22 protein-coding genes and 1 pseudogene are annotated in these 20,623 nt (G+C 61.4%); 12 read left to right on the top strand and 11 right to left on the bottom strand.

The window, feature by feature from the left end; translation table 11 throughout:
* Positions 1-47 precede the first annotated feature (47 nt).
* Positions 48-686, bottom strand: coding sequence for a LysE family translocator (locus IB248_RS15420; RefSeq protein WP_018859480.1), 639 nt, complete (start codon positions 684-686; stop codon positions 48-50).
* Between the two features lie 130 nt (positions 687-816).
* On the opposite strand from IB248_RS15420, the gene IB248_RS15415 reads away from it, so the two are divergent.
* Positions 817-1,518 (top strand): YafY family protein, encoded by a 702-nt coding sequence (locus IB248_RS15415; protein WP_018859481.1) that lies wholly within the window; start codon positions 817-819, stop codon positions 1,516-1,518.
* 70 nt (positions 1,519-1,588) lie between these two features.
* Here IB248_RS15415 and IB248_RS15410 read toward each other — a convergent pair whose 3' ends face one another.
* Complete coding sequence (locus tag IB248_RS15410) at positions 1,589-1,858, bottom strand: hypothetical protein (protein ID WP_113471774.1); 270 nt, start codon at positions 1,856-1,858, stop codon at positions 1,589-1,591.
* 31 nt (positions 1,859-1,889) lie between these two features.
* Positions 1,890-2,684: an exodeoxyribonuclease III gene (gene xth, locus IB248_RS15405; RefSeq protein WP_018859483.1), complete on the bottom strand. Its 795-nt coding sequence runs from the start codon at positions 2,682-2,684 to the stop codon at positions 1,890-1,892.
* A 193-nt stretch (positions 2,685-2,877) separates the two neighbouring features.
* On the opposite strand from xth, the gene IB248_RS15400 reads away from it, so the two are divergent.
* Positions 2,878-3,432, top strand: coding sequence for a hypothetical protein (locus IB248_RS15400; RefSeq protein ID WP_192241175.1), 555 nt, complete (start codon positions 2,878-2,880; stop codon positions 3,430-3,432).
* Between the two features lie 145 nt (positions 3,433-3,577).
* Complete coding sequence (locus IB248_RS15395) at positions 3,578-3,814, top strand: hypothetical protein (protein WP_018859485.1); 237 nt, start codon at positions 3,578-3,580, stop codon at positions 3,812-3,814.
* A gap of 47 nt (positions 3,815-3,861) precedes the next feature.
* On the opposite strand, the gene IB248_RS15390 is transcribed toward IB248_RS15395, so the two are convergent.
* Both IB248_RS15390 and IB248_RS15385 read right to left on the bottom strand, forming a co-directional pair.
* Positions 3,862-4,713, bottom strand: coding sequence for a metallophosphoesterase (locus tag IB248_RS15390; protein ID WP_169682879.1), 852 nt, complete (start codon positions 4,711-4,713; stop codon positions 3,862-3,864).
* A gap of 108 nt (positions 4,714-4,821) precedes the next feature.
* Positions 4,822-5,424 (bottom strand): superoxide dismutase, encoded by a 603-nt coding sequence (locus IB248_RS15385; protein ID WP_018116360.1) that lies wholly within the window; start codon positions 5,422-5,424, stop codon positions 4,822-4,824.
* Between the two features lie 200 nt (positions 5,425-5,624).
* Between IB248_RS15385 and IB248_RS15380 the strand changes: the two genes are divergently transcribed.
* From IB248_RS15380 to IB248_RS15365, 4 genes are all read left to right on the top strand, one after another.
* The gene (locus IB248_RS15380; RefSeq protein ID WP_025661062.1) at positions 5,625-5,954 is read left to right on the top strand and encodes a hypothetical protein; all 330 of its coding nucleotides are present in this window, start codon (positions 5,625-5,627) and stop codon (positions 5,952-5,954) included.
* Positions 5,955-6,165: 211 nt separating this feature from the next.
* Positions 6,166-7,656: a hypothetical protein gene (locus IB248_RS15375; protein ID WP_169682881.1), complete on the top strand. Its 1,491-nt coding sequence runs from the start codon at positions 6,166-6,168 to the stop codon at positions 7,654-7,656.
* A gap of 193 nt (positions 7,657-7,849) precedes the next feature.
* Positions 7,850-9,151 carry a hypothetical protein gene (locus tag IB248_RS15370; protein ID WP_018116222.1) on the top strand — a complete coding sequence of 434 codons (1,302 nt, stop codon included), beginning with the start codon at positions 7,850-7,852 and terminating at the stop codon, positions 9,149-9,151.
* Positions 9,148-9,951, top strand: coding sequence for a hypothetical protein (locus tag IB248_RS15365; RefSeq protein ID WP_113471778.1), 804 nt, complete (start codon positions 9,148-9,150; stop codon positions 9,949-9,951). Before IB248_RS15370 ends, IB248_RS15365 begins: the two co-directional genes overlap by 4 nt.
* Positions 9,952-10,134: 183 nt before the next feature.
* Here IB248_RS15365 and IB248_RS15360 read toward each other — a convergent pair whose 3' ends face one another.
* The gene (locus tag IB248_RS15360) at positions 10,135-10,962 is read right to left on the bottom strand and encodes an oxidoreductase (RefSeq protein WP_192241174.1); all 828 of its coding nucleotides are present in this window, start codon (positions 10,960-10,962) and stop codon (positions 10,135-10,137) included.
* A gap of 78 nt (positions 10,963-11,040) precedes the next feature.
* Between IB248_RS15360 and IB248_RS15355 the strand changes: the two genes are divergently transcribed.
* Positions 11,041-11,985 (top strand): AraC family transcriptional regulator, encoded by a 945-nt coding sequence (locus tag IB248_RS15355; RefSeq protein ID WP_169682885.1) that lies wholly within the window; start codon positions 11,041-11,043, stop codon positions 11,983-11,985.
* A gap of 51 nt (positions 11,986-12,036) precedes the next feature.
* On the opposite strand, the gene IB248_RS15350 is transcribed toward IB248_RS15355, so the two are convergent.
* Positions 12,037-12,717, bottom strand: a complete 681-nt coding sequence (locus IB248_RS15350; RefSeq protein ID WP_192241173.1) for a redoxin domain-containing protein — start codon at positions 12,715-12,717, stop codon at positions 12,037-12,039.
* Between the two features lie 170 nt (positions 12,718-12,887).
* A pseudogene (locus tag IB248_RS15345) lies at positions 12,888-14,322 on the bottom strand (amidohydrolase family protein).
* A 168-nt stretch (positions 14,323-14,490) separates the two neighbouring features.
* On the opposite strand from IB248_RS15345, the gene eco reads away from it, so the two are divergent.
* Positions 14,491-14,994, top strand: coding sequence for a serine protease inhibitor ecotin (eco, locus tag IB248_RS15340; protein WP_169682889.1), 504 nt, complete (start codon positions 14,491-14,493; stop codon positions 14,992-14,994).
* Positions 14,995-15,124: 130 nt separating this feature from the next.
* On the opposite strand, the gene IB248_RS15335 is transcribed toward eco, so the two are convergent.
* Positions 15,125-15,469, bottom strand: a complete 345-nt coding sequence (locus IB248_RS15335; RefSeq protein ID WP_169682891.1) for a nuclear transport factor 2 family protein — start codon at positions 15,467-15,469, stop codon at positions 15,125-15,127.
* Positions 15,470-15,637: 168 nt separating this feature from the next.
* On the opposite strand from IB248_RS15335, the gene IB248_RS15330 reads away from it, so the two are divergent.
* The 3 genes from IB248_RS15330 (at position 15,638) to IB248_RS15320 (ending at position 18,459) form a co-directional block, all read left to right on the top strand.
* A complete protein-coding gene (locus IB248_RS15330; RefSeq protein ID WP_192241172.1) occupies positions 15,638-16,468 on the top strand; it encodes a helix-turn-helix domain-containing protein in 831 nt (276 codons plus the stop codon).
* Positions 16,469-16,555: 87 nt separating this feature from the next.
* Entirely contained in the window at positions 16,556-17,233 is a 678-nt protein-coding gene (locus tag IB248_RS15325; RefSeq protein ID WP_169682893.1) for a YbhB/YbcL family Raf kinase inhibitor-like protein, read from the top strand.
* Positions 17,230-18,459 carry a multidrug efflux MFS transporter gene (locus tag IB248_RS15320; protein ID WP_192241171.1) on the top strand — a complete coding sequence of 410 codons (1,230 nt, stop codon included), beginning with the start codon at positions 17,230-17,232 and terminating at the stop codon, positions 18,457-18,459. Before IB248_RS15325 ends, IB248_RS15320 begins: the two co-directional genes overlap by 4 nt.
* 3 nt (positions 18,460-18,462) lie before the next feature.
* On the opposite strand, the gene IB248_RS15315 is transcribed toward IB248_RS15320, so the two are convergent.
* Both IB248_RS15315 and IB248_RS15310 read right to left on the bottom strand, forming a co-directional pair.
* Positions 18,463-19,389: a bestrophin family protein gene (locus IB248_RS15315; protein WP_192241170.1), complete on the bottom strand. Its 927-nt coding sequence runs from the start codon at positions 19,387-19,389 to the stop codon at positions 18,463-18,465.
* A 110-nt stretch (positions 19,390-19,499) separates the two neighbouring features.
* The gene (locus IB248_RS15310; RefSeq protein ID WP_025661077.1) at positions 19,500-20,387 is read right to left on the bottom strand and encodes a branched-chain amino acid aminotransferase; all 888 of its coding nucleotides are present in this window, start codon (positions 20,385-20,387) and stop codon (positions 19,500-19,502) included.
* Between the last annotated feature and the right edge of the window lie 236 nt (positions 20,388-20,623).

Raw genomic sequence — 20,623 nt, 5'->3', positions numbered from 1 at the left:
TGGGTGAGACATCAGGAAAGATGGACCGTCAGGTGGCGGCGCCCTCCTCATACGGACACGCGCCAGCCATGCCATGCCGTCAGTATTGAGACGGCGATCAGAAGGGCGCCTGCGACCCGTCCGACGAGGATCGTCGCCTTGGGATTGGACACCAGCAAAGTGCGGCTTCGCGCCGCTGTCAGCGCTAGAGTGCCATAGACAGCCGCTTGGGTCGCCATCGTCATAAAGCCCATGACCAGGCCCTGCGCCCAGATCGGTCCATAGATCGGCTTCAGGAATTGCGGGTAGACGGCGATCATGAAGAGATAGGCCTTGGGATTCATCAGGCAGGTCGCCGCGCCCTGGCGGAATGCCCGCCAGCCCGAGCCCAGACCGCCCGCCCCGACGGTCTCCACGGTGATCGAACTGCGAATCAGCGTGAAGCCGATCCAGGCCATGTAAGCGGCGCCGGCAAAGAGCAGCGGGTTGAACAGGGTCGGCAGGAGGACGGCGAGCACACCGACACCGATAGCGCCATAGAGCGAATGCACCGCCCCGCCCGCCACGATGCCGGCGGTCGCAGCAATGCCCGTGCGCCTGCCGCCGCTCAGGGAGTTGGCCAGCACGAACAGCATGTCCATCCCCGGAACAATGATGATGCCGAAGAGAAGGGTGAAGTAGAGCCAGAGATTTTCGCTGTAAGTCATGTCAGTTACCCGCTATCCAATTCAAGGGTCGATTTCCAAGACCGTGTTGATTTTCAATTCGATAGGGAAAGCTATACGACTGCCCAACTGACAGTGTATTGTCAGGAGCCTGGACCAACGGAGGCGAAAAATGCGCAAGGCCTCACGGCTTTTCGAGATCATCCAGATCCTGCGATTGGCGACCAGACCGATGACGGCGGCGGCCATGGCGGAGACGCTTGAGGTGACCGTGCGCTCGATCTATCGCGACATCGCCGCCTTGCAGGCGATGCGGGTTCCGATCGAGGGCGGCCGGGGCATCGGCTACATCATGCGGCCGGGCTTCGACCTGCCGCCGCTGATGTTCTCGGTCGAGGAAATGGAGGCCATCGTCTTGTCGCTGGCTTTGCTCGATCGAACCGGCGACGAGGAACTCAAGCAGGCGGCCAAGGGCGTCAACCAAAAGATAACAGGCGCCGTACCTGCGCCGCTGCGCCAGGCGATGGAACGAAAAGCGCTCTACGCCTGGGGATCGGTTGCCCAATCTCCTGTCGGGCTCGATCTTGGTCTGGTTCGTCGCGCCATCCGCGACGAACAGAAACTGCAACTTTACTACCGCGACGAACTCGGCCGCACGACGGAGCGCAGGATCCAGCCGATCGCCCTCATCTATTACTCGCAGACCGCCAACATTGTCGCCTGGTGTGAGCTGCGTCAGGCAATCCGCAATTTTCGCAGCGATCGTGTGGAGCATTGCGAAGCGGCAGACGCCTATTTCCGAGGCGAAGGCGACCGGTTGCGGCAGCTCTGGACGAGCGAGTGGATGAACACGCCAGCCACTGCAACCACCTGAGTGGATGAAAGGTGCACGCCAGTGCTCTCCGCTTCCGCCCGAGTTTCACCGTCGGTGAAGTTGGCGCGAATCAGGTTTTGAACTCTTCGTCCAGGACCGGTGCGTCGGGCTTCTGCCGATCCAAACTCTCACGATAGCGGACGCAACCTCGGAGGAACTTCGGCCAGGGAGGCACCGCGATGTCGGGATTGAGCTTTTCCGGCAGCATTTCCCAGAGCTGAGGATGATGCCAACAGAGGTCGTGACCTGTGGCGTCGCGGTGTTTTCTGATCGCGTCGCGGAGGCGCTTCGCCTCCGTGATCAATTCGTTCCGCGACATCGTATCGAGGTCGGCATCCATCTTGCGTTCCTTCCAGTTTCATCGCTCGTGTTCACGCGTCGTCTTCGCGCTTGGGAACCTCAAGCTCGATCATCACTGGCGCATGGTCGCTCGTATGTTCCCAGCTCCTGGGCTTCCTGCGCACGCTCGCAGACTTGAGCCATGGGGCGATCATCGGGCTGAGCAGGAAATGGTCGATCCGGAGACCAGCGTCGCGTTCGAAGGAGTTTCGCCAGTACTTCCAGAAGGTATAGATGCGCTCGTTCGGATGCAGGTGCCTTACGGCGTCGGTCCAGCCTTGTGCGACCAGATCGGCATAGGCCTTGCGAACCTCCGGCCGGAACAAGGCGTCATCCAGCCAGCGCTCCGGCTTGTAGACGTCGATTTCCGTCGGCATGACGTTGAAGTCACCAGCCAAAACGGCCGGAATTTCGAGGTCGCGCAATTCGGCTGCATATTCGTGCAGCCGTCGGAACCAACGGAGCTTGTAATCGAACTTCGGGCCAGGGGCCGGATTTCCATTCGGAAGATAGAGGCACCCGACAAGGATGCCGTCGATGGCTGCCTCAATGTAGCGGCTGTGCGTGTCATCAGGATCGCTCCGAAGACCGCGCCGCGTCAGTATCGGCGTCGAGCCCCTGGATAGGACCGCGACGCCGTTCCAGCTCTTTTGTCCGTGCCAGATTGCGCCGTAGCCGGCCCGCTCGAGCGCACCGCGTGGAAACCGGGCGTCTTCCGTCTTCAGTTCCTGCAGGCATACGACGTCGGGCTTGTCCTCCTTCAGCCAGCGAAGAAGGATCTCGAGGCGTCCGTTCACGCCGTTGACGTTGTAGGTCGCAATCTTCAATGGCCGAGGCACGTTTCGATGGGTTTCGATCGAAGGGAAATGGAAAGCCAGACGCTAAAGTCCAGCCTCCAAAAAGTCCGCTTCGGATTGAATGGGCGACGGGATTGTTATCACGACCACGACCGCGCCTCCGTCGCCCACCGTAACAGCAAAATAGGATAGGGTGATGCGGGTCTATTGCGGAGGTTACGCCATGCCAAGTCCGTTCGAAGGCGTCAGTGCGTACTTCCATGCGAAAGACGGGAACCGGCCGTTCCTGATGCGCCACGCCTTCGCCGAGGATATTGCGCTGGAGATGGTGGTCAAGACCGACGCCATCTCCTTTCCAAGTTCAGCCAAGGGCCTGCCTGAGATCGAACAGATTCTCTGCCGGCGTTTCGCGAACGACTTCGAAAATGTCTATACTTTCTGCCTGGCTCGCCCCACAGACGCCAATCGACGCCATTTTCCATGCCATTGGCTCGTCGGCATGTCGGCGAAGAATAACGGAGACATCCGAATTGGCTGCGGCCGCTACGATTGGTACTTTTCCGACATCCAAGGTCTTGTCCAAAGGCTAGTCATTAGCATCGATCGGATGGAGATCATTTCGGCGGATCATTTGGGAGCGGTCATGGATTGGATCACATCGCTCCCCTATCCGTGGTGCCAACCGGAGGACATCGTCCAAAGCATGCCTGGCGTCGTCGAACTGGCGCCAATCGCACATTATCTGCGAGAGATCAGATCAATTCCCCCGGACTTCTGAGGCCAGCGCGTTTGGTGGAGGCCCGCTATGTCTTAATTAATAGCCATGCTGCGTCGCAGGCAGTATTATCCATGATCGGTCGGCATCTGTTGGCAACGGCCGCTTGGGAGTTTCGTGCTTCTGCCTGAGCGGAGCATCGAATGAAATGACAGACCTATCAAACGTGATCTCCTTTACAGATGACATCAATGTCGTGTTCGAGGCTCTTTCGGAGTGGTGCTACCTGCACAAGAAAGACCCGAATAGCCTCGAAGGCTGCCGAGCCGCCTCAACGCTCTTCGATCTTTTCCAAGATGGCTGCGACACAAAGGACGGGCTTTTGGGCGCGATGGATCGAAGCGAGATAGCACAGCAGGTGCAGCAAGCCCTACCGATGGGTTGAAGGCGGCACCCTTTGCCGGCCCTATCCAGGCAACGATTGGCGGCAGCCTAGCGGAGCTTCAGCGTCCGGCTGTCCTCACGGCCGAAACCGTGAACTTCGATGCGATCGGCCCAGATTTCCACGATAGCCAAGGTATTCTCGGTCTCGGTATCGACCATTCCCTTGAAATTGAGGAAATGGCATCCCTCGAGCGTGCCGAAATTGCCGGCGTGGTTGTGGCCGCTGAAGTAGGCCGCGACATGTTCGTGCGCCGTCAGAAGAGTGATGATGCGCTCGCGGTCCCAGCTGTCGTGCGCGTTCGGCGGATAGACGGGGTAATGGTTCATGACGATAACCCGCTCGCCTGCAGCACGGGCTTTGTTAATCTGGTCGGAAAGCCAGGCGACCTGCTCGTCGCTCGGCATGGCGTTCCACTCCTGCGCGTTGATGGCGCCGGCTGCCCTAAGCTCGGCGAGCCGACGGGCGGCTATGTCCCGATAGGGATGCCCTTCCGGCGGCGCAAAGGTGCTGACCTCGTTGCCATCGAGAACGATGAACCGCCACCCCTGCCTGGCGAAGCTGTAGTAAGTCGATGCCAGACCGACGCGGGCGGCGACATCGGCCAACCGATCGGCTGCGACGGAAAAATCATGATTGCCGAGCAGGAAGAAATTTTCGTGTCTCAGGCGGTCGTAGACGGGGAGGATGTCGTCGAAGCTCTCGAAGTCCCGATCGATGATGTCGCCGAGCGTGATGACGAAGCTCAGTTCCTCGCCATTGAAAACCTCGACCGCCGCGGAGAGCTTGGCAAGGCTTCTGGCATAGTGGCGGTTCATTCCGACATGCGGCTCCCTCGCCGCATATTGCGGATCTGCGACGACGCCGAAACGGAGAATGGGAAGATCGGAAAAGGATGTCATGTCAGCGCTTTAGGCGCGCGGCATGACAAGCTTGTGACAGTCATCGAAAACAAAAACACCCGGCGTTTCGAGGCGCCGGGTGCTGACATCTTTTTTTGTGCGAGCCGATTACTTCGCTGCGGCTTCGTAGCGCTCCAGGACGTAGTCCCAGTTGATCAGGCTATCGACGAAAGCTTCCAGGTACTTCGGACGCGCGTTGCGGTAGTCGATGTAATAGGAGTGTTCCCATACGTCGACGCCGAGGATCGGGGTCGCGCCGTGAACGAGCGGGTTTTCGCCGTTCGGGGTCTTGGAGATTTCGAGCTTGCCATTCTTGACGGAAACCCATGCCCAGCCCGAGCCGAACTGGGTCGTGCCGGCAGCGATGAAATCAGCCTTGAACTTGTCGTAGCCGCCGAGGTCGGAATTGATGGCAGCTTCGAGCTTGCTCGGCAGCTTGTTGCCGCCGCCGCCCTTCTTCATCCACTTCCAGAAGTGGACGTGGTTATAGTGCTGGGCAGCATTGTTGAAGAGGCCGGCATTGGTGCCGAACGACTTCTTCACGACGTCTTCGAGGGAGAGATCGGAAAGGCCTGCCTCTGCCGCGAGCTTGTTGCCGTTGTCGACGTAAGCCTTGTGGTGCTTGTCGTGATGGAATTCCAGGGTCTCCTTCGACATGAAGGGCTGAAGCGCTTCGTAGTCATAGGGAAGTTCGGGCAATTCGAAAGCCATTGTGGGTCTCCTCTTGGCAATAGTTTGCGTAATCGGCAGGTGAGGCGGAACATAGGAGCGCAAGCATGGAGAGGCAACCTGCGAAATATCAAAAAAGACGGGCAGAGAGGAAAAATTGCCTTCGCCAAGCACTTGGCTTTGCAGCCCTAAATCGCTGATCATGGGCGAGTTTTACAACAGCTGGAAGACGGGCTTTTCAGATGCAGAGGAATAAAATCCGCTTTTGCATACTTGCCATGGCAATCGCTGCGGCGGGAACCGCCCGCGCCTCCTCAGGCGACGCCTGGCAGGAGTTTGCGTCCGAGGTTGAAGCCAAGTGCAAACAGGCGGCGCGCGCCTCGATCGAGTTTCCACATGCAGTCGTCGATCCGTTCGGCAGCGAGCACTACGGCATCGCCCTTGTAACCGGCAAACCGAAGGGCGCGAACGGCTTCGTTAGCTACTTTTGCGTCTACGACAAGCAGACGAAAAGTGTCGAACTCGGTAGCGAGCTTGAGACGGACGGCATGCGGATTCTCCCTGAGGAATAAGGTCGCCAGGCGGCTGTTGCGCGAATGTCACAGGTCAGCCCCTCAAACCTGTTGATTGTCATCTTGCGTATTTTGACAGCGACCGCGCCGCCGTTTCTAGATGCACGCACAGCATGCGGGTACGGAATCAAGGCAATTTTCGATAGGTCGCTTAATTAGCTGAAATCCATATTTCGCCGGCGTTTTGACAGGTACTTTTGGGGCATAAGTCATGGTCATGAGTTTTTTTCGTCGCGCAGAAGACGGCGGCAAGTCGCTGTCGACAACAGGATACCGACCCGCTTCGATAACGGATCAACGCCCGGCCGCCGAAGAGCCGCTGCGCTATGCTATCCCTGACGTCAACGATTTCGCTGCTTTCGGTTCGGCACTGGAGGAAAACCAGCGGACGTCGGAAGACCTGCTGTCGAGCCTCACATCGCTACAGGAGCGCGTTTCCTCACTGCTCGGCACTCACAGCCAGTCGCTGAACGAGACCGGTGCGCTCCGCGCCGAATGCGCGCGCATCAGCTCGCTTCTCGACTACGAAAGCCATGCGCGTCAAAAGGCGGACCAGGACAATCTTCGCCTGACTGCCGAGAACAAGGCTTTTTACGCCGACAACGCGCAGCTTCGCTCCGGGATCGACGCCTTCCGCGACGAGCTGACAAAGCTGCAGAGCGTGCATCAGGTCACGCGCGAAGAATTCACGATCATCGAAAACCGGCTGCTCGATGCCGAACGTGAACTGACGGATCGCGCCATCCAGTTCGATGAAGCCTCGACACTCCTAAAGCGCGCCCAGACGGAGCTCGACCAGCGCAGCCGCGAACTCTCGGCCACCCGCGAAAAGCTCGACAACGAGACGATGGCGCACCAGCTGCTCATCGAAACCTCGCGCCGCGAAAACGGCACCCAGGCGCGCGAAATGGCCCGTCTCAACGAGGAACGCAGCCATCTGAAATCCAGCCTCATCGAACAGGAAGCCCAGGTGCGCAACCTGCAGATGGCCGTTGCGAGCCTGAAGCAGGACCTCGCCCTCTTCGAGGAGCGCCACAAGCGGCTCGAAGTCGAGCACGAGACCCTGCAGGCCTCCTCGGCGCTCGAGATCGCCCACCTGACGACGAAGCACGAGGCGATCGGCTCCAAGGCCGAACTCGTGGAGAAGCTGCTCGTCACGGCAAACGGCCGCAACAAGATGACGGATGAGGAACTGCAGGCAGCCCGCGCCGATCTCAAGCGCGTCAAATCGGAACTCGTCACCGCCCTCTCCCGCTCGGAGCGCCTTGCCGAGGAACTGCAGCGCGCACGCACGACCGGCGCCGAGAGCGAGTCCGCCCGCCGCGAACTCGCCACGCAGACCAACGAGCTGACGCTGAAGCTGCGTGAGGCGGAGAGCCTGCGCGTGCGCCGCGACCGGGATGCCGATGCGCTGCGCCGCGACATCGATACGCGCATGGATTCCGATCGCTACGAAATCGGCCAGCTGCGCACCAGCCTGGAGATTGCCAAGTCGGAGATCCGGCAGTTGCGCGCCGAGCGCGCCATCCTGACTGGCCAGCTCGAAGTCGCACGCAGCGAACGGCCGGGCGTCGTGGTCCCCACCGCCGCCCTCGAGGACCGCGACGAAGTCCGCATGCCGGCGGCAGGCTTCACACCGATGATCGACATCTCCGAAAAGTCGTTGCGTGCGCCGTCGGCCGACAGCACGCCCGCCGAATAAGGCTTGACGGCGTCAGGCTTCGGCCTGATGCCAAGCCTTCCTTTTGCCGGTATTATATTGGTTTCTTAAGGGGCTAAGGCCGATCGCGTGAACAAAGACTTACGCGACCTGCCTTAGGTCTTTGTTCATGTGCATGTCCTTGCCCCGAACGGCTGCGCGCTTTCGGAAGGCATGCATTGGCCCGGAGGAGACCATGGCGCTCGGCACGTCGCATCGCTTGCAGGAAGGCATCGAATCCGTCGAGACCATGACCCGGTTCGCATTCGCGATCCTGGCGCTCGCCTCGGGCGTCTACACCTATCTCGGCGTGCGGAGCATCCTCGACGGATCGGCAACCGCCGTGTTCTTCGCGGCGCTCATCTATTCCAGCGCCGTCTCGGTGGCGATCTACGCCTTCTGGACCTACATGGCCCGTTTTTATCCGCACGTGACCAGTACAGGCGGGCGGACGGCCATGCTCGGTGTCATGGCGCTCGGCTGCGCGATGATCATCGCCATGTCGAGCTGGCTCAACGCGGCCGCGCTGGCGGGTTCCGCGGCGCTCGAACAGCATCTGGCCGAAACGCTGGAAGACTACACGGCCGATCTCGACCAGGCGCATCAGAACGCCCTCGCTGCCCAGAGCCTGCTGCCCGACATCCAGCGCACGCAGGAACGGTTCCAGCGCCTCGCCGACCAGGAACGCGAGACCGGCGCGCTGACCGGTACGACCGGGGCCGGCAGCGTCGTGCAGCTCCTGTCGCAGATGGCCTCGCAGCTGACCGAGCTCGAAAACGGCATCAACGCCTCGCGCGAACGGGTGACGACGCTCTTCGACGCGGGCCGCAAGCATCTCGAGACGATGCGGACGCTGGTGTCGGCGCCGGGCGCGATCAATCCGCGCGCCGATCAGTTCGCTGCCGAAGTCGTCGGGCTTTCCGGCGTCATCACCTCGCTGGAGCAGACCTCGATCGCGCCGTCGGTCAAGCGCGCGGCGGAAGACCTGTCGCTCGGCTTCATCGCTCCGGTGGCGGATGGACGCGAGGCGGATCTTGTCACCCGGCAAGACCAGGTGATGGAAACGATCCGATCCTCCGTCGCGGCACAATCGAAGGTGCTCTCACAGGCAGCCGACCAGATCCTCGAGCGCAAGCCGGTGTCCGAACGGCGGTTCGTTCCACTCTCCTCGGCCGAAGCGGTGCTGCGCTACGCCGGCGACTTCATCCCCAGCTGGGCCGGCGCCATCTCGATCGATATCTTGCCGGCGGTGCTGATCTTCATGCTGTCGATCGTCCACTCGACGCTGCGCCAGCAGGAGCAGCGCCTGCCCTTCGCCGAACGGATTACCGCAGCCGAACTGTTGCAGGCGCTGGAAGTGAGGCGTGAGATCCAGCAGCAGGGTGCCGACGTCGAGGCCGCCATGGATGCTGCAGAGCGCAGTGAAGCGGCGGACCAGTCGAATGTCGCAAGCTTCGACCTGTCAGGCAAAGGACCACGCAAAGGACCGCCGGCATGAGACTGGAAACGGCGGGGCAAAGGTTGAAGGACTACGTGCTCTCCGCCGATGACGGCACGCTGATGCGGCATGCCTTCCACGCTCTCCTCGCCGCAGCCGCCGTCTTCGTGGTGATAGACTGGCATGAGATCAGCTCCGCCAGTCCCAACAGTCCGGCCTCCGATCCACTTACGCCGGGTGCCCTGCCCATGCTTCCGCCGGCTCTCACGCAGGGCAAACCCCAAAACGCACCTGCCGAGATCACCGCGGACCCCGAGGTCCTGATGAGGCCGATCCGCTTCGAACTGCGGGCGGACGGCGTGCTCCTTGCGCAGGGCACGATCGAACCCGGCGCGGCCGCACGCTTTGACGCCGAAATCCGGGCCCGTGGCGAGTACGTCAAAACAGTCGCGCTCGATTCGCCAGGCGGATCGATTGGCGACGCGATCGCCATCTCCACGGTTATCCGCGAACGCAAGATCGCGACCAGCGTCGCCAGCGGCGCGCTTTGTGTTTCCTCCTGCCCGATCGTCATGGCCGGCGGCGTCGTCCGTACGGCCGACAAGGATGCTGTCATCGGCGTACATCAGGTCTTCAACGCCACCAGGGAGAAGCTGTCGCCTGATCTCGCCATGTCCGAAGCCCAACGCACCACCGCCGATATCACCCGACATCTCGACGACATGGGAATCAAGCCGGACCTCTGGATCCACGCCATGGAAACGCCCCCCGACAGGCTCTACTACCTGTCTCCCGACGAGATGAAGGAATTCGCGCTGGTGGCGCCGGCTGTGGGGGTGGTGTCCAGGAAGACGAAATAGGCAGCCTGCCAATGCCCTAAAGCACGTGGCGATCTTCCGATTCTCTTGCCGCGCCTTGTTCTCGGCAACACGCAACGAGTGCCAACAACGACTGCTTACGGCTCGAAACGCTCCTCAGTATGAGGAGAGCGGCAGACCGCGTGATCGGAAATCCGAACCGCGGCCACCTTTGTCATTGCGCTATTACCCGTCGGTCGAGACCGTGACGGATTTCCAAGCCTCAATCTCCTGCTGCAGGCGCTCGATCCTGTCAGACACGAGTTTGAGCGCATCGCTTCCAAGCAGGAGTTGCGGTGGAGGATTGGCAGCCTCGATGAGGCTAAGCACGGCTGCCGCGAGTTTGTTGGGATCGCCAAGCTGCTTGCCGCTTTTTGCTTGCCGCGCTTCTCGGATCGGATCGAACAGCGCGTCGTAGTTGTCGATGGACCGCTCAGTCCTTACCATCGAGCGGCCGGCCCAGTCGGTCCGGAACGAGCCGGGGCAGAGTGCGGTGATGTGGACACCGAACGGCGCCATTTCCGCACGCATCACCTCCGATATTCCCTGAAGCGCGAACTTGCTGCCGCAGTAATAGGCGATGCCGGGCATGGTGATCATGCCGCCCATCGACGTGACATTGACGATGAACCCGCGGCGCCTCTCGCGAAACCGCGGCAGGAAAGCCTTGGCAACAGCAACAGCGCCGAAGACGTTCACGTCGAACTGACGACGCATTTCGTCGAGCGGCGACTCCTCGAGGAGCCCTTCGTGACCGTAACCGGCATTGTTGATCAGGACGTCGACCGGGCCGTGGTCTTTCTCAGCCTGCTCGACGACGTCCGGTATCCTGTCGAATTCGGTCACGTCGCAAAGGACGGAACGGACCGCCGGCAGGCGTTCCGCAAGCCTTGCTTGCGAGGCTTCGGAGCGGACGGTGCCAATGACGGTATGTCCCTGTTCGCTGGCTGCCGTCGCGACTGCCAGGCCGAACCCGGAATTCGCGCCTGTGATGAAGAAAGTCTTCTGTGACATGGTGGACAATCTCTTCTTGATTGGTGATATTCATTTGACTGATAATCTTTCCCTACAGGTTCATCGATTGCGGAAACTATGAATGTCTTGCCAAATCCTATAAATGCGAAGGGTGCGCCATCAAGGCGCCGGGAGCTTGTGGAACTGGCCGGACGCCTCGCCCCGCGTCACGGCTACAATCCGACGGGGCTTCACGGTGTCCGCATCCTCAGGACCGAAGAGGTCCTCCACGACATCCCCGTCCTCTACAAGCCTGGTGCGGTTTTCGTGCTGCAGGGTCGCAAGCAGGGAATGCTTGAAGACGAGGTCTATCTCTACGACGAAGAGCATTATCTGGCGGTCTCGGTCCCGGTTCCGTTCCGGATGGAATCCGTAGCCAGCGCAGAATGCCCCCTGCTCGCGGTCTATTTCGAATTCGACATGCAGCTCGCGGCCGAGATCGCCTCGCACGTCGAGGCACGGCGTTCCGGACCGGCGGGCACCGCGGCGAGAAGTCTTATGTCCAGCAGAATGGAACCCGACATCGAGGATGTCGTGCTACGCCTGTTGCGAGTGCTCAACGATCCCATGGAGATTGTGGTTCTGGGCGCAGGCATCCTGCGCGAGTTGCACTATCGCATCCTCGTCGGCCCGCAGGGCGCACACATGATTGCGGCGCTACAGCAGAAAGGCACCTCCGGCAAGATCGTCCAAAGCCTCGCCCGATTGCGCGAAACCTACAGCTCGGAAATTTCAGTGACTGCGCTCGCGCAGGAAGCGGGCATGAGCGTCCCCTCCTATCACGCACATTTCAAGGCGCTGACAGGCAGCAGCCCGATGCAATACGTCAAAGCGATGCGGCTTCACGAAGCAAGGCTGATCATGGCGCGCCAGGAAAAAACGATCGCAGAGGCCGCGCTGTCGGTTGGTTACCTCAGCCCAGCCCAATTCAGCCGCGACTTCAAAAGGCACTTCCGCCGCACCGCCTCAGAGGAGGTGAAATGGGTCCGCAGTCACCTCGGCGAGCTTGCCTCGCGACCATGAGGTGTCCGGTAGCGGCGCAAATGCGTGACGAATGTCGGAGATGCAACGCCTTCAGCGTCGGAGGCTGCTGGCAGCGGCAAGCATTTCCGCCGCGTTTGGAAAGATGCAGAGGCTGTCAGGCCCGTCGCGCGCTTCAATCTGCACCCAGCGAACGATGCCATCGCCGTCGATGAGGAAGTGCCCGACAAGCTGTGTGGGGTGGCTTGCGAAGATGGCATGATCGACGTCAGTAAGCTCGAAGTCGTCTTTGGCGTTGAGTAAGGCGTTGGCCGCCATCGGGTGTAACGCTTCCGGCAATTCACCCGTCGGGTTAATGCGAGCGGCCTCGAATTGCTCCATGCTTGCCCGATAGGGCCATACTGGTTTCTCGCCGCTGTCCTCGGGCAGGAACTCACCGTGCGGCACGCCGAAGGCCTGGTGCGTGGAGCAAGCCTCGTCACACAGGAGCACGGCCGGCGTCGGCCGGTGCTCGAAATAAATGCGGGCGCGCTCTACCGGCGTGTTGATCACGGCAACTGTTTCCACCCCCGCGGCGCGCAGGGCAGGCTGTAGACTACCGAGTTGCCCCACCTGACGCCGGCAGAACGGGCAGTGCAACCCGCGGAAGAAGGCGATCAGAAAAGGTTGACCGTGGAGGCTCGCGAGTGAGACCGTTCCTTTTTGATTTGCCGAGGGAAGTGCGAAGGCGGGAGCGTATTCCCCTGGTTGGAGCGGGCGCTTCTGGTCTCCCATGGCATTTGTCCTTTGCTAGGAGTTCAGGTGAATGCTGGGCTTGATCCAAGTCCAACACCTATCACGCCACGGCACCACTCGCTATGTTCACGGTGCAATCGGGTGGAGTGCGAGGCTTGGGATAAGAGGGCAGCGAAACGCGCAAGCTTTCCGCCGCCGACGTGGCGTGACTACAGCACGTTCTTGTGGACGCGGCCATCCTTGATGATGACGGACAAATTCTTTTCCGGTGCTTCGATCAATCGAATATCGTCAAGCGGATTTCCGTTCCATACCAGCACATCCGCGAGTGCCCCTTCTTCGATAACCCCGAGTTTCCCCGTATAGGGTGTTCGCAAATTTGAAAGAGCGAGCAGCTCGGCATTAACCGAGGTTGCCATCTTCAGCGCGTCGGCATTGCTGAACCAGTTGGACAAATGGGTCAGCATGATGTTTTGACGGGGCGTCAGCTGCGGCGAGAAGAGGACATCCGATCCCCAGGCAAGCTTGATGCCGTACTTCTTGGCGTAGTCGTACACCTTCGGCGTGCTGGCAAACAGCTGCTTGACGCGCTCGACACCCGGACCCGTTTGCGACGCGGCGTCTTCCATGCTCAGAAACGGCTGGGTGCTCAGCCAGACGTTCTTGTCCGCGAACATTCTTGCCGTGTCCTCATCCATCAAACGGGCATGCTCGACGCAGGCGACGCCCCCCGCGATAGCGCGCTGCACGGTATGGGGAGCGTAAGCGTGGATCGTGACATAGGTGTTCCAATCCCTGGCCACCTCGACGGCGGCCCGGATTTCATCTTCACTGAACGTCGTCATGTCGAGAGGGCTGCGAGGCGAGGAGACACCGCCGCCTCCCACCAGTTTGATATGGGACGCGCCCTGCAAGAGTTGCTCGCGGACGCGCCGCTTCAGTGAGCCGATGTCATCGACGATCGCCGAGGCGCCAAGCAATTCGCCGACACTGAGTTGGCCATCTTTCGCGGGTATTTCCGACGGCATCCTGAGGTCGCCGTGCCCCCCGGACGTGGTGATCATTGCCCCCGCAGGAAAGATGCGGGGACCCGGAATGATGCCGGTGTCGATTGCCTGTTTGAAGGTGAAGACGGGCCCGCCCAGGTCTCTCACGGTGGTGAACCCGCGCATGAGGGTCCGCTCTGCTTCGGCAGTCGACGCGGCGTAAATTATGCCGGGATCACCTGCAAGAAGAACGTTCAATGGCACCGCGGCAAAGATCGAATGCCAATGGGCATCGATCAGGCCCGGCATCACGACCCTGCCAGCGCAGTCAATAACCGTCGCGTCGGCGGGCGGAGGATTGCCGTTCGCGTCAATGGACGACACCACATTGCCTTCGATCAGTATCTGGACCGAGTTTCGCAGGGTAGTTGTCTTGCCGTCAAACAGACGAGCCTGTCGCAGCATCAGCTTTTGCGGGGGCGAAGACTGCGCGCTTGCCAGACCTGGCAGGCCTGCCGCGATCGCGGCCCGACAGTCTTCAGAAACTTCTGCGAGAGTAATCCGCGAGGTGGTTTGAGACCCTGTGGAGCTCCGGGTTTGCACATCCGCAGCTCGCCGTTGACGCTAAGCGATTATACTTCCGGCCTAAACGAAGCATTGCTTTTTCCATCTCAAGGCGCTGAACTACAACCCGACGCTAACATGGCCTTTCTGGATAATCTACGGGCACTTGGTCTGGGTATGCAAGCTGGACGGGCGTCACGTGAAAGCGATAGCTGTATCGGCAACCCAACCTCGACCACCATTGCGGGTAGAAGGGTGAAAAATGGCAACTTCATTTTGGGCGGGTAAAGCTGCGAAATACTCAATTTCAGTTCTGGTTTTTCTGTCGCTTGCGGTGAGTGGGGCTTCTGCGGCGGAGCCCCGTCAGGCGCGGGACGAGTTGAAGGCATTTCCCGAGGCGCCAGCGGGCCAGCAACGACACGTTATCTTCCTGCCGAAGCGTTCCGACGAAGATGCGCGCCGGGTTGGCGTGATCGTCGGTCGAACCGAGTTGGTGGATTGCAATCGACATACCATCGGCTCCCAGCTGGAGAAGCGCACGGTCGATGGCTGGGGATATGACTACTACGTCGTTACCGGAGTTGGCGCGGTCGCGAGTACGCGGATGGCGTGCCCGGACAATACCAAGAAGAAAACGTTCGTGCGGAGCTCGGACGAGCCGCTCTTGCGATACAACAGCAGGCTTCCCCTCGTGGTGTTTGCACCCGTCGACGTGGAAATCCGGTACCGGATTTGGAGAGCGGGCCGAGAGAGAACGACAGACTGACGAAACTCGTCGCGCATCGCTAATATCGTGTTCGGCGGCAAGTCCGGGACGCCTGGCGCGGGCCCGCTACCGAGTTCCGTTTTCCCTTTCGCCTATGTCTCGGGCCTGCTCCCGTTTCGAGGGACATGTTCTAGACGTTGCGACCGAAATAGACGTCCACCGAGGCGATCCTGTCGCCCCTGAAGAGCATGACCTCCATGTTGCGGAATGCCCTGCCGTCATGCTTTTCGGCCCGGTAGCGTACCACGGCCTCGTCGTCCGCGATCTCAAGGTGCTCGATCTCGATCTCGCGAAATGGCGGCGGCTCGGGCCAGCAACGGCTGAAATAGGCAACGCGATCAATGTGATCGTCGCGCGGGCTGGAGAAGGTGAAGTCCTCCGTCAGCATCCCGGCCGCGATCTCCTTGCGGCCCTGAAGATAGGCATCGTAGAGCCCGCGAACGGTCTGCTCGCGCGATGTTTGCAGGGTGTCCATGGCACAAATCCTTTCGGCGTCAGTGGCCTCGCCCCAAAATCCGATTGCATTTTGCAATCGGATTTATAGCATCTCAAGCCCATTGCGGCAACTGCGGCACCACTGGCGGCTTGGAAAGTCTGCGGCGATGGTTCAAGATCATCGCCATCATCGATGACGGACGATCGCATGTCGGAAGCGCAAACCATGTTGGAGCGGCTGCAGAAGCTTGCCGCCAAGGACAACCGCCCGCGGGCGTTGCCTGAGGTGGCGGAGCAGTTCTCCGCGCTCTTTACCTTCGTGACCCGAGAGCGCGAACGCATCGCCGGCTGCGCCTTTCCGCGCGCTTCGATCGTGGTCATCGTCGAGGGTTCGAAGGAACTCGTGACAATGGGACGGCAGATGCGCTTTGGCGCGGGCACCGTTCTGGTCCTGCCCGGCGGTTGGCGCGGCGATGTCGTCAATGACCCTGATCCTGCCAGCGGCGTCTACCGGGCGATCTTCATCGGCTTCCCCGACGAACTTGTCGCGCGGGCGGCGCGTTCGTTCCCGCCGCAGCGGGCGGTTCGGCCGATCGATTTGCCGCTCGACACGGTTCTTGTTGCCGCGATCCACCATGCCGGCGAGGGCCTGACGAGCGGGACGCTGCCTGCCCTGCTGATCGAACATCGCGTGATGGAGGTGTTGACGGTGCTTGGCATGCGCGGCGTCCTGCCGGTCAAGCCGAAGACAACGAGCGACGCGGTGCGCTCGCTCATCCGCTGGCAGCCGGACAAGTCCTGGACCGCCCATGCGATCGCCGCCGAGCTCGGCACCAGCAACGCGACGTTGCGGCGCCGGCTGACGGCGGAATCGACGTCCTTGCGCGACCTGCTGACGGAGGTGCGTGTGGACCTTGCGGCAACGCTGCTCTCGGAGGAAGGGATCTCGCTCCGCGAGGCGGCGCTTGCGGCCGGCTATCGTTCGCCGCGACGCTTCGCCGAGCGCATGCGAGCCAGGCAGCACGTCGCAAATGTTTGAGCTTTTCCGACAATTCTTTGAGCGTTTCTGCGCATCAGGCGATCATCACGATTGTTAGAGCTGTCTCATCGAAAAGGAGACACGCTCATGCGTAAAACGATAACGGCAGCGACCCTCATTCTTGCTCTCGGCGCGTTGCCGACCCTCGCCTCGGATTTGACGGTCACCTTCGAAAAGAGCGGCAAGGGCGGCACCTTGCCGGAGCAGAACGCTTCCTGCATCGCGGCCGACGGCAAGGCGGCGGCTGGCAAGAACAAGAGCCCAGCCTTGTCCTGGTCGAAGGGACCGGCAGGCACGCGGTCCTATGCGCTTGCCATGACCGATCCGGATGTGCCGCAAGACCTCTCGCTGCTCAACAAGGACGGAACGGTGATCGCGCACGACCTGCCCCGGACGGAATTCACGCACTGGATCCTTGCTGACATCCCGGCCACGGTCACAAAGCTCGCCGAAGGAGCCGATGGCGACGGCTTGCCGCCGGGCGGATTGCCACTGGAGATGACCGATCATGGCCGCCGCGGCCAGAATGGCTTCGCTGGGTTCTTGAAGGATGGTCCCTACGGCGGCTATATGGGCGCGTGCCCACCGTGGAACGATCTCCGCATCCATCGCTACCGCGTAACGGTCTATGCGCTCGACACCGAAAGGCTCCCGCTTCCCGACGCCTTCACCCGCGCCGATTTTCTTGCCGCCGCAAAGGGACATGTCCTTGCCTCCGGCGCGGCTGAACTGACCTATACGATCAATGCAAAGGCCACGAAATGACCGATACCAAATGGGACGCAGCCGTTGTCGAGAGCGGCTCGATCTACTGGAAGCGCAATCTGGTCATTTCCTTGCTCGGCTCCTTCACGACGATTGTCGCGATGACGCTGCTGCTGCCCTTCCTGCCCCTCTATGTCGAGGAGCTTGGGGTCAGTAACCACGCGGCGATCGTGCAGTGGTCGGGCATCGCCTATGGCGCGACCTTTCTGGCCGCCGCCTTCGTGGCGCCGCTCTGGGGCCGGCTTGGCGATATCTACGGGCGCAAGTTGATGCTGGTGCGCGCCAGCGCCGGGATGACGGTCGCGATCTCGCTGATGGGCATGGCTGACAACGTCTGGCAGCTGGTGGCGTTGCGCCTGTTCGTCGGCCTTGCGGGCGGCTATTCGTCCGGCTCGATGGTGCTGGTTGCGACGCAGACGCCGAAGGATCGATCCGCATGGGCGCTCGGTGTACTCGCTTCCGGCATCATGGCCGGCAACCTCGTCGGGCCGCTGATCGGCGGCGCGCTGCCGCCGTTGATCGGCATCCGCAACACCTTCCTCGCCGCCGGTGGGATGATTTTCCTGGCGTTCCTTGCAACCACCTTCCTGATCAAGGAAGAGAAGTCCCCTGCCCGCAAGCAGGCCGCGAAGGCAAGCGGCGGCTGGGCCTCGATCCCCGACAAGGGTCCCGTCATTGCGATGCTCGCCACCGGCATGCTGCTGATGCTCGCCAACATGTCGATCGAGCCGATCATCACCGTCTACGTCGCGCAGCTGGCGGAAGATCCCGGCAGGGTGACGATGATAGCAGGCATCGTCATGTCGGCGGCAGCGCTCGGGAGCATCCTGTCGGCCTCGCGTCTCGGCAAGCTTGCCGACCGGATCGGCCACTGGCCGGTCATTGCGGGTGCCCTTGCCGTCGCCGGCCTGCTGCTGATCCCGCAGGCATTCGTGACCAGCTCCTGGCAGCTGATCATCCTGCGCTTCCTGATGGGGATCGCGCTCGGCGGGCTTCTGCCCTGCATCTCCGCGGTCATCCGCCATAATGTCCCGGACAGTGCGGCCGGCAGCATCCTCGGGCTGTCGGTCTCCTCGCAATATGTCGGTCAGGTCGCCGGTCCGGTGCTCGGCGGCTTCGTCGGCGGCCATATCGGCATGCGGTCGGTGTTCCTCGGAACCTGCGTGCTTTTGATTGCCGGCGCTGCCTACGCGTGGCTCGTGCGGCCAAAACAGATGGCGAGGTAGCCGCTACATCAGCAGGTAGTCGACCGGCACTGGGAGCGGCGGCAGGTCCGTCTCTCCCAGCGCTTCGCGCAGATTGATCTCGATCGTGTCGGCAAGGGCGCCGATCGGCAGCGCGTTCGGCTGGTTGCCGAAGGGCGCTTCCAGCTCGTCGCCCAGCGCATCGAGGCCGAAGAAGGTGTAGGCGACCAGCGCCGTCGCAAACGGCATGAACCAGCCGAGAACGTCGTCGAAGCCGAACGGCAGCAGCAGGCAGAAGAGATGCGCCGTGCGGTGGAGCAGAAGCGTGTAGCCGAACGGCACCGGTGTCCAGCGGATGCGCTCGCAGGAGGCCTGCGCCAGCGTCAGCTCTCCCAGCGTCTTGTCGAGTATCTGATAGGAGATGTCTGACAGCATGTCCTTGGCACGCAGATCGGCAAGCTCCCGGGAAATTTCCAGCGAAATCGCCTCCGGCGGCGTGCGGCTCGCGTGATAGCGGGCCTTCAGCTCAGGCGACAGCAGGCACTCGACCTTTTCGCGGCCGCTGCCAGCACGCAGATGCGGCACCAGCGACTGGATGAAGGCGATGACGAGCGTGACCAGGCGTCTGCGCGCTTCGGCCCCGGCCTCGCCATGCGCCGTTTCGAGGATCAGCGTCTGCCGCGCGAAGTGACGCGCCGAGAAGATCATCTGTCCCCACTGCTTGCGCGCCTCCCACCAGCGGTCATAGCAGGCGTTGTTGCGGAAGCCGAGGAAGATGGAGATCGCGATGCCGAGAAGCGCGAAAGGCGCGCCGCTGAAGACCGGCAGAACACCCGGCCAGACGCTGTGAACGAGAACCACGAGCGAGGACAGGAAGCCGGTCAGCAGGATCTGCGGAAAAACCTGCTTGATGATCGAGCCGCGGATAATGAAGAACAGTTTGAGCAGGCTGGGACGGGGGCGCACGATCATGACGCGGGCTTCTCGGTCGTTCGAACAAAGAGATGTCGGCTCTCCTCCCTACAGCCGAGCGAATGGCCGCGGCAAGCGCGGCCATTGTATTCAGATCCGAGGCAACAGACTTAGCTGTCGCTTTCGCTGCGGCCGAAGGCCCAATCCATATAAAGTTCGAGCGCCTTGCGCGTGACCGGCCCTTGCTGGAAGTCGCGGCCATCGAGGCGGTTGACGCCAACGACCTTGGAGTAATTGCCCGTCGTGAAGATCTCGTCGGCGTTCATGAAATCCTCGACCGAGAGCGTCACTTCGCGAACCTCGAAGCCCGCCTTGCGCAGCAGGCCGATGACGCGGGCGCGGGTGATGCCGGCAAGGAAGGTGCGGTTGGCGATCGGCGTCGAGACGATGCCGTCCTTGACCATGAAGATGTTGGAGGACGCCGTTTCCGCAACGTTGCCGTTCATGTCGCGCATCAGCGCATTGTCGAAACCACGGCTTTTGGCCTCGGCAATGGCGCGGCCGCTGTTCGGATAGAGCGAGCCGGCCTTGGCATCCGTCATCGCCGTTTCCGGCGACGGGCGGCGGTATGGCGAGACGGTCAGCGAATTCGGCGCATTGTTGCCAAGCGGGGCTTCGAACAGGCAAAGCGCGAAGCGGGTGGATTCACCGTCGACCGTGACGACGCTGCCGGCCGAACCATGCTCGCCCCAATACATCGGCTTGATGTAAACAGGCGTCTTGCCGTCGAACCTCTTGATGCCTTCCCAGGCAAGCGCCTCGATCTCCTCAGCGGTCTTGACGGGCTTCAGGCCCATGTTGATCGCCGAGCGATTGACGCGCTGGCAATGCCGGTCGAGATCCGGCGCGATGCCGTCGAACCAACGCGCCCCATCGAAGACCGTCGAGGCCAGCCACATGGCATGCGAGGTCGGCCCGATCAGCGGCGGATTGCCGGTGAGCCACTCTCCCTCGACGTAGGTCCAGGTGGTTGAACGGGGCGATGTGTCGACGGCCATGGGCATTCTCCTTGAAAAGTCCGAAGAGCAAAATCCCCGCGCGAAGAGCCGGTCAAGCGGAAATCCGCGGCCTGGAACCCTACGCAAGAAAATGGCGACGAGGCTTTCCAGGGCGTAATATTCGTGCGCGATCCCTTGCACGCCATCGATGGGTATATCACGGAAAATCATGGATGGCGCGATTGGATGCGACACCGACGGCGTGGCATCATCCGTCGGAATCGCTGCGGCTGATA

This window comes from Rhizobium sp. RHZ01 (assembly GCF_014851595.1).
In the GTDB taxonomy this organism is placed as follows: domain Bacteria; phylum Pseudomonadota; class Alphaproteobacteria; order Rhizobiales; family Rhizobiaceae; genus Rhizobium; species Rhizobium altiplani.
The sequence above is the reverse complement of the archived record's forward strand: the minus strand, read 5'-3'. Positions and strand labels throughout refer to the sequence as shown.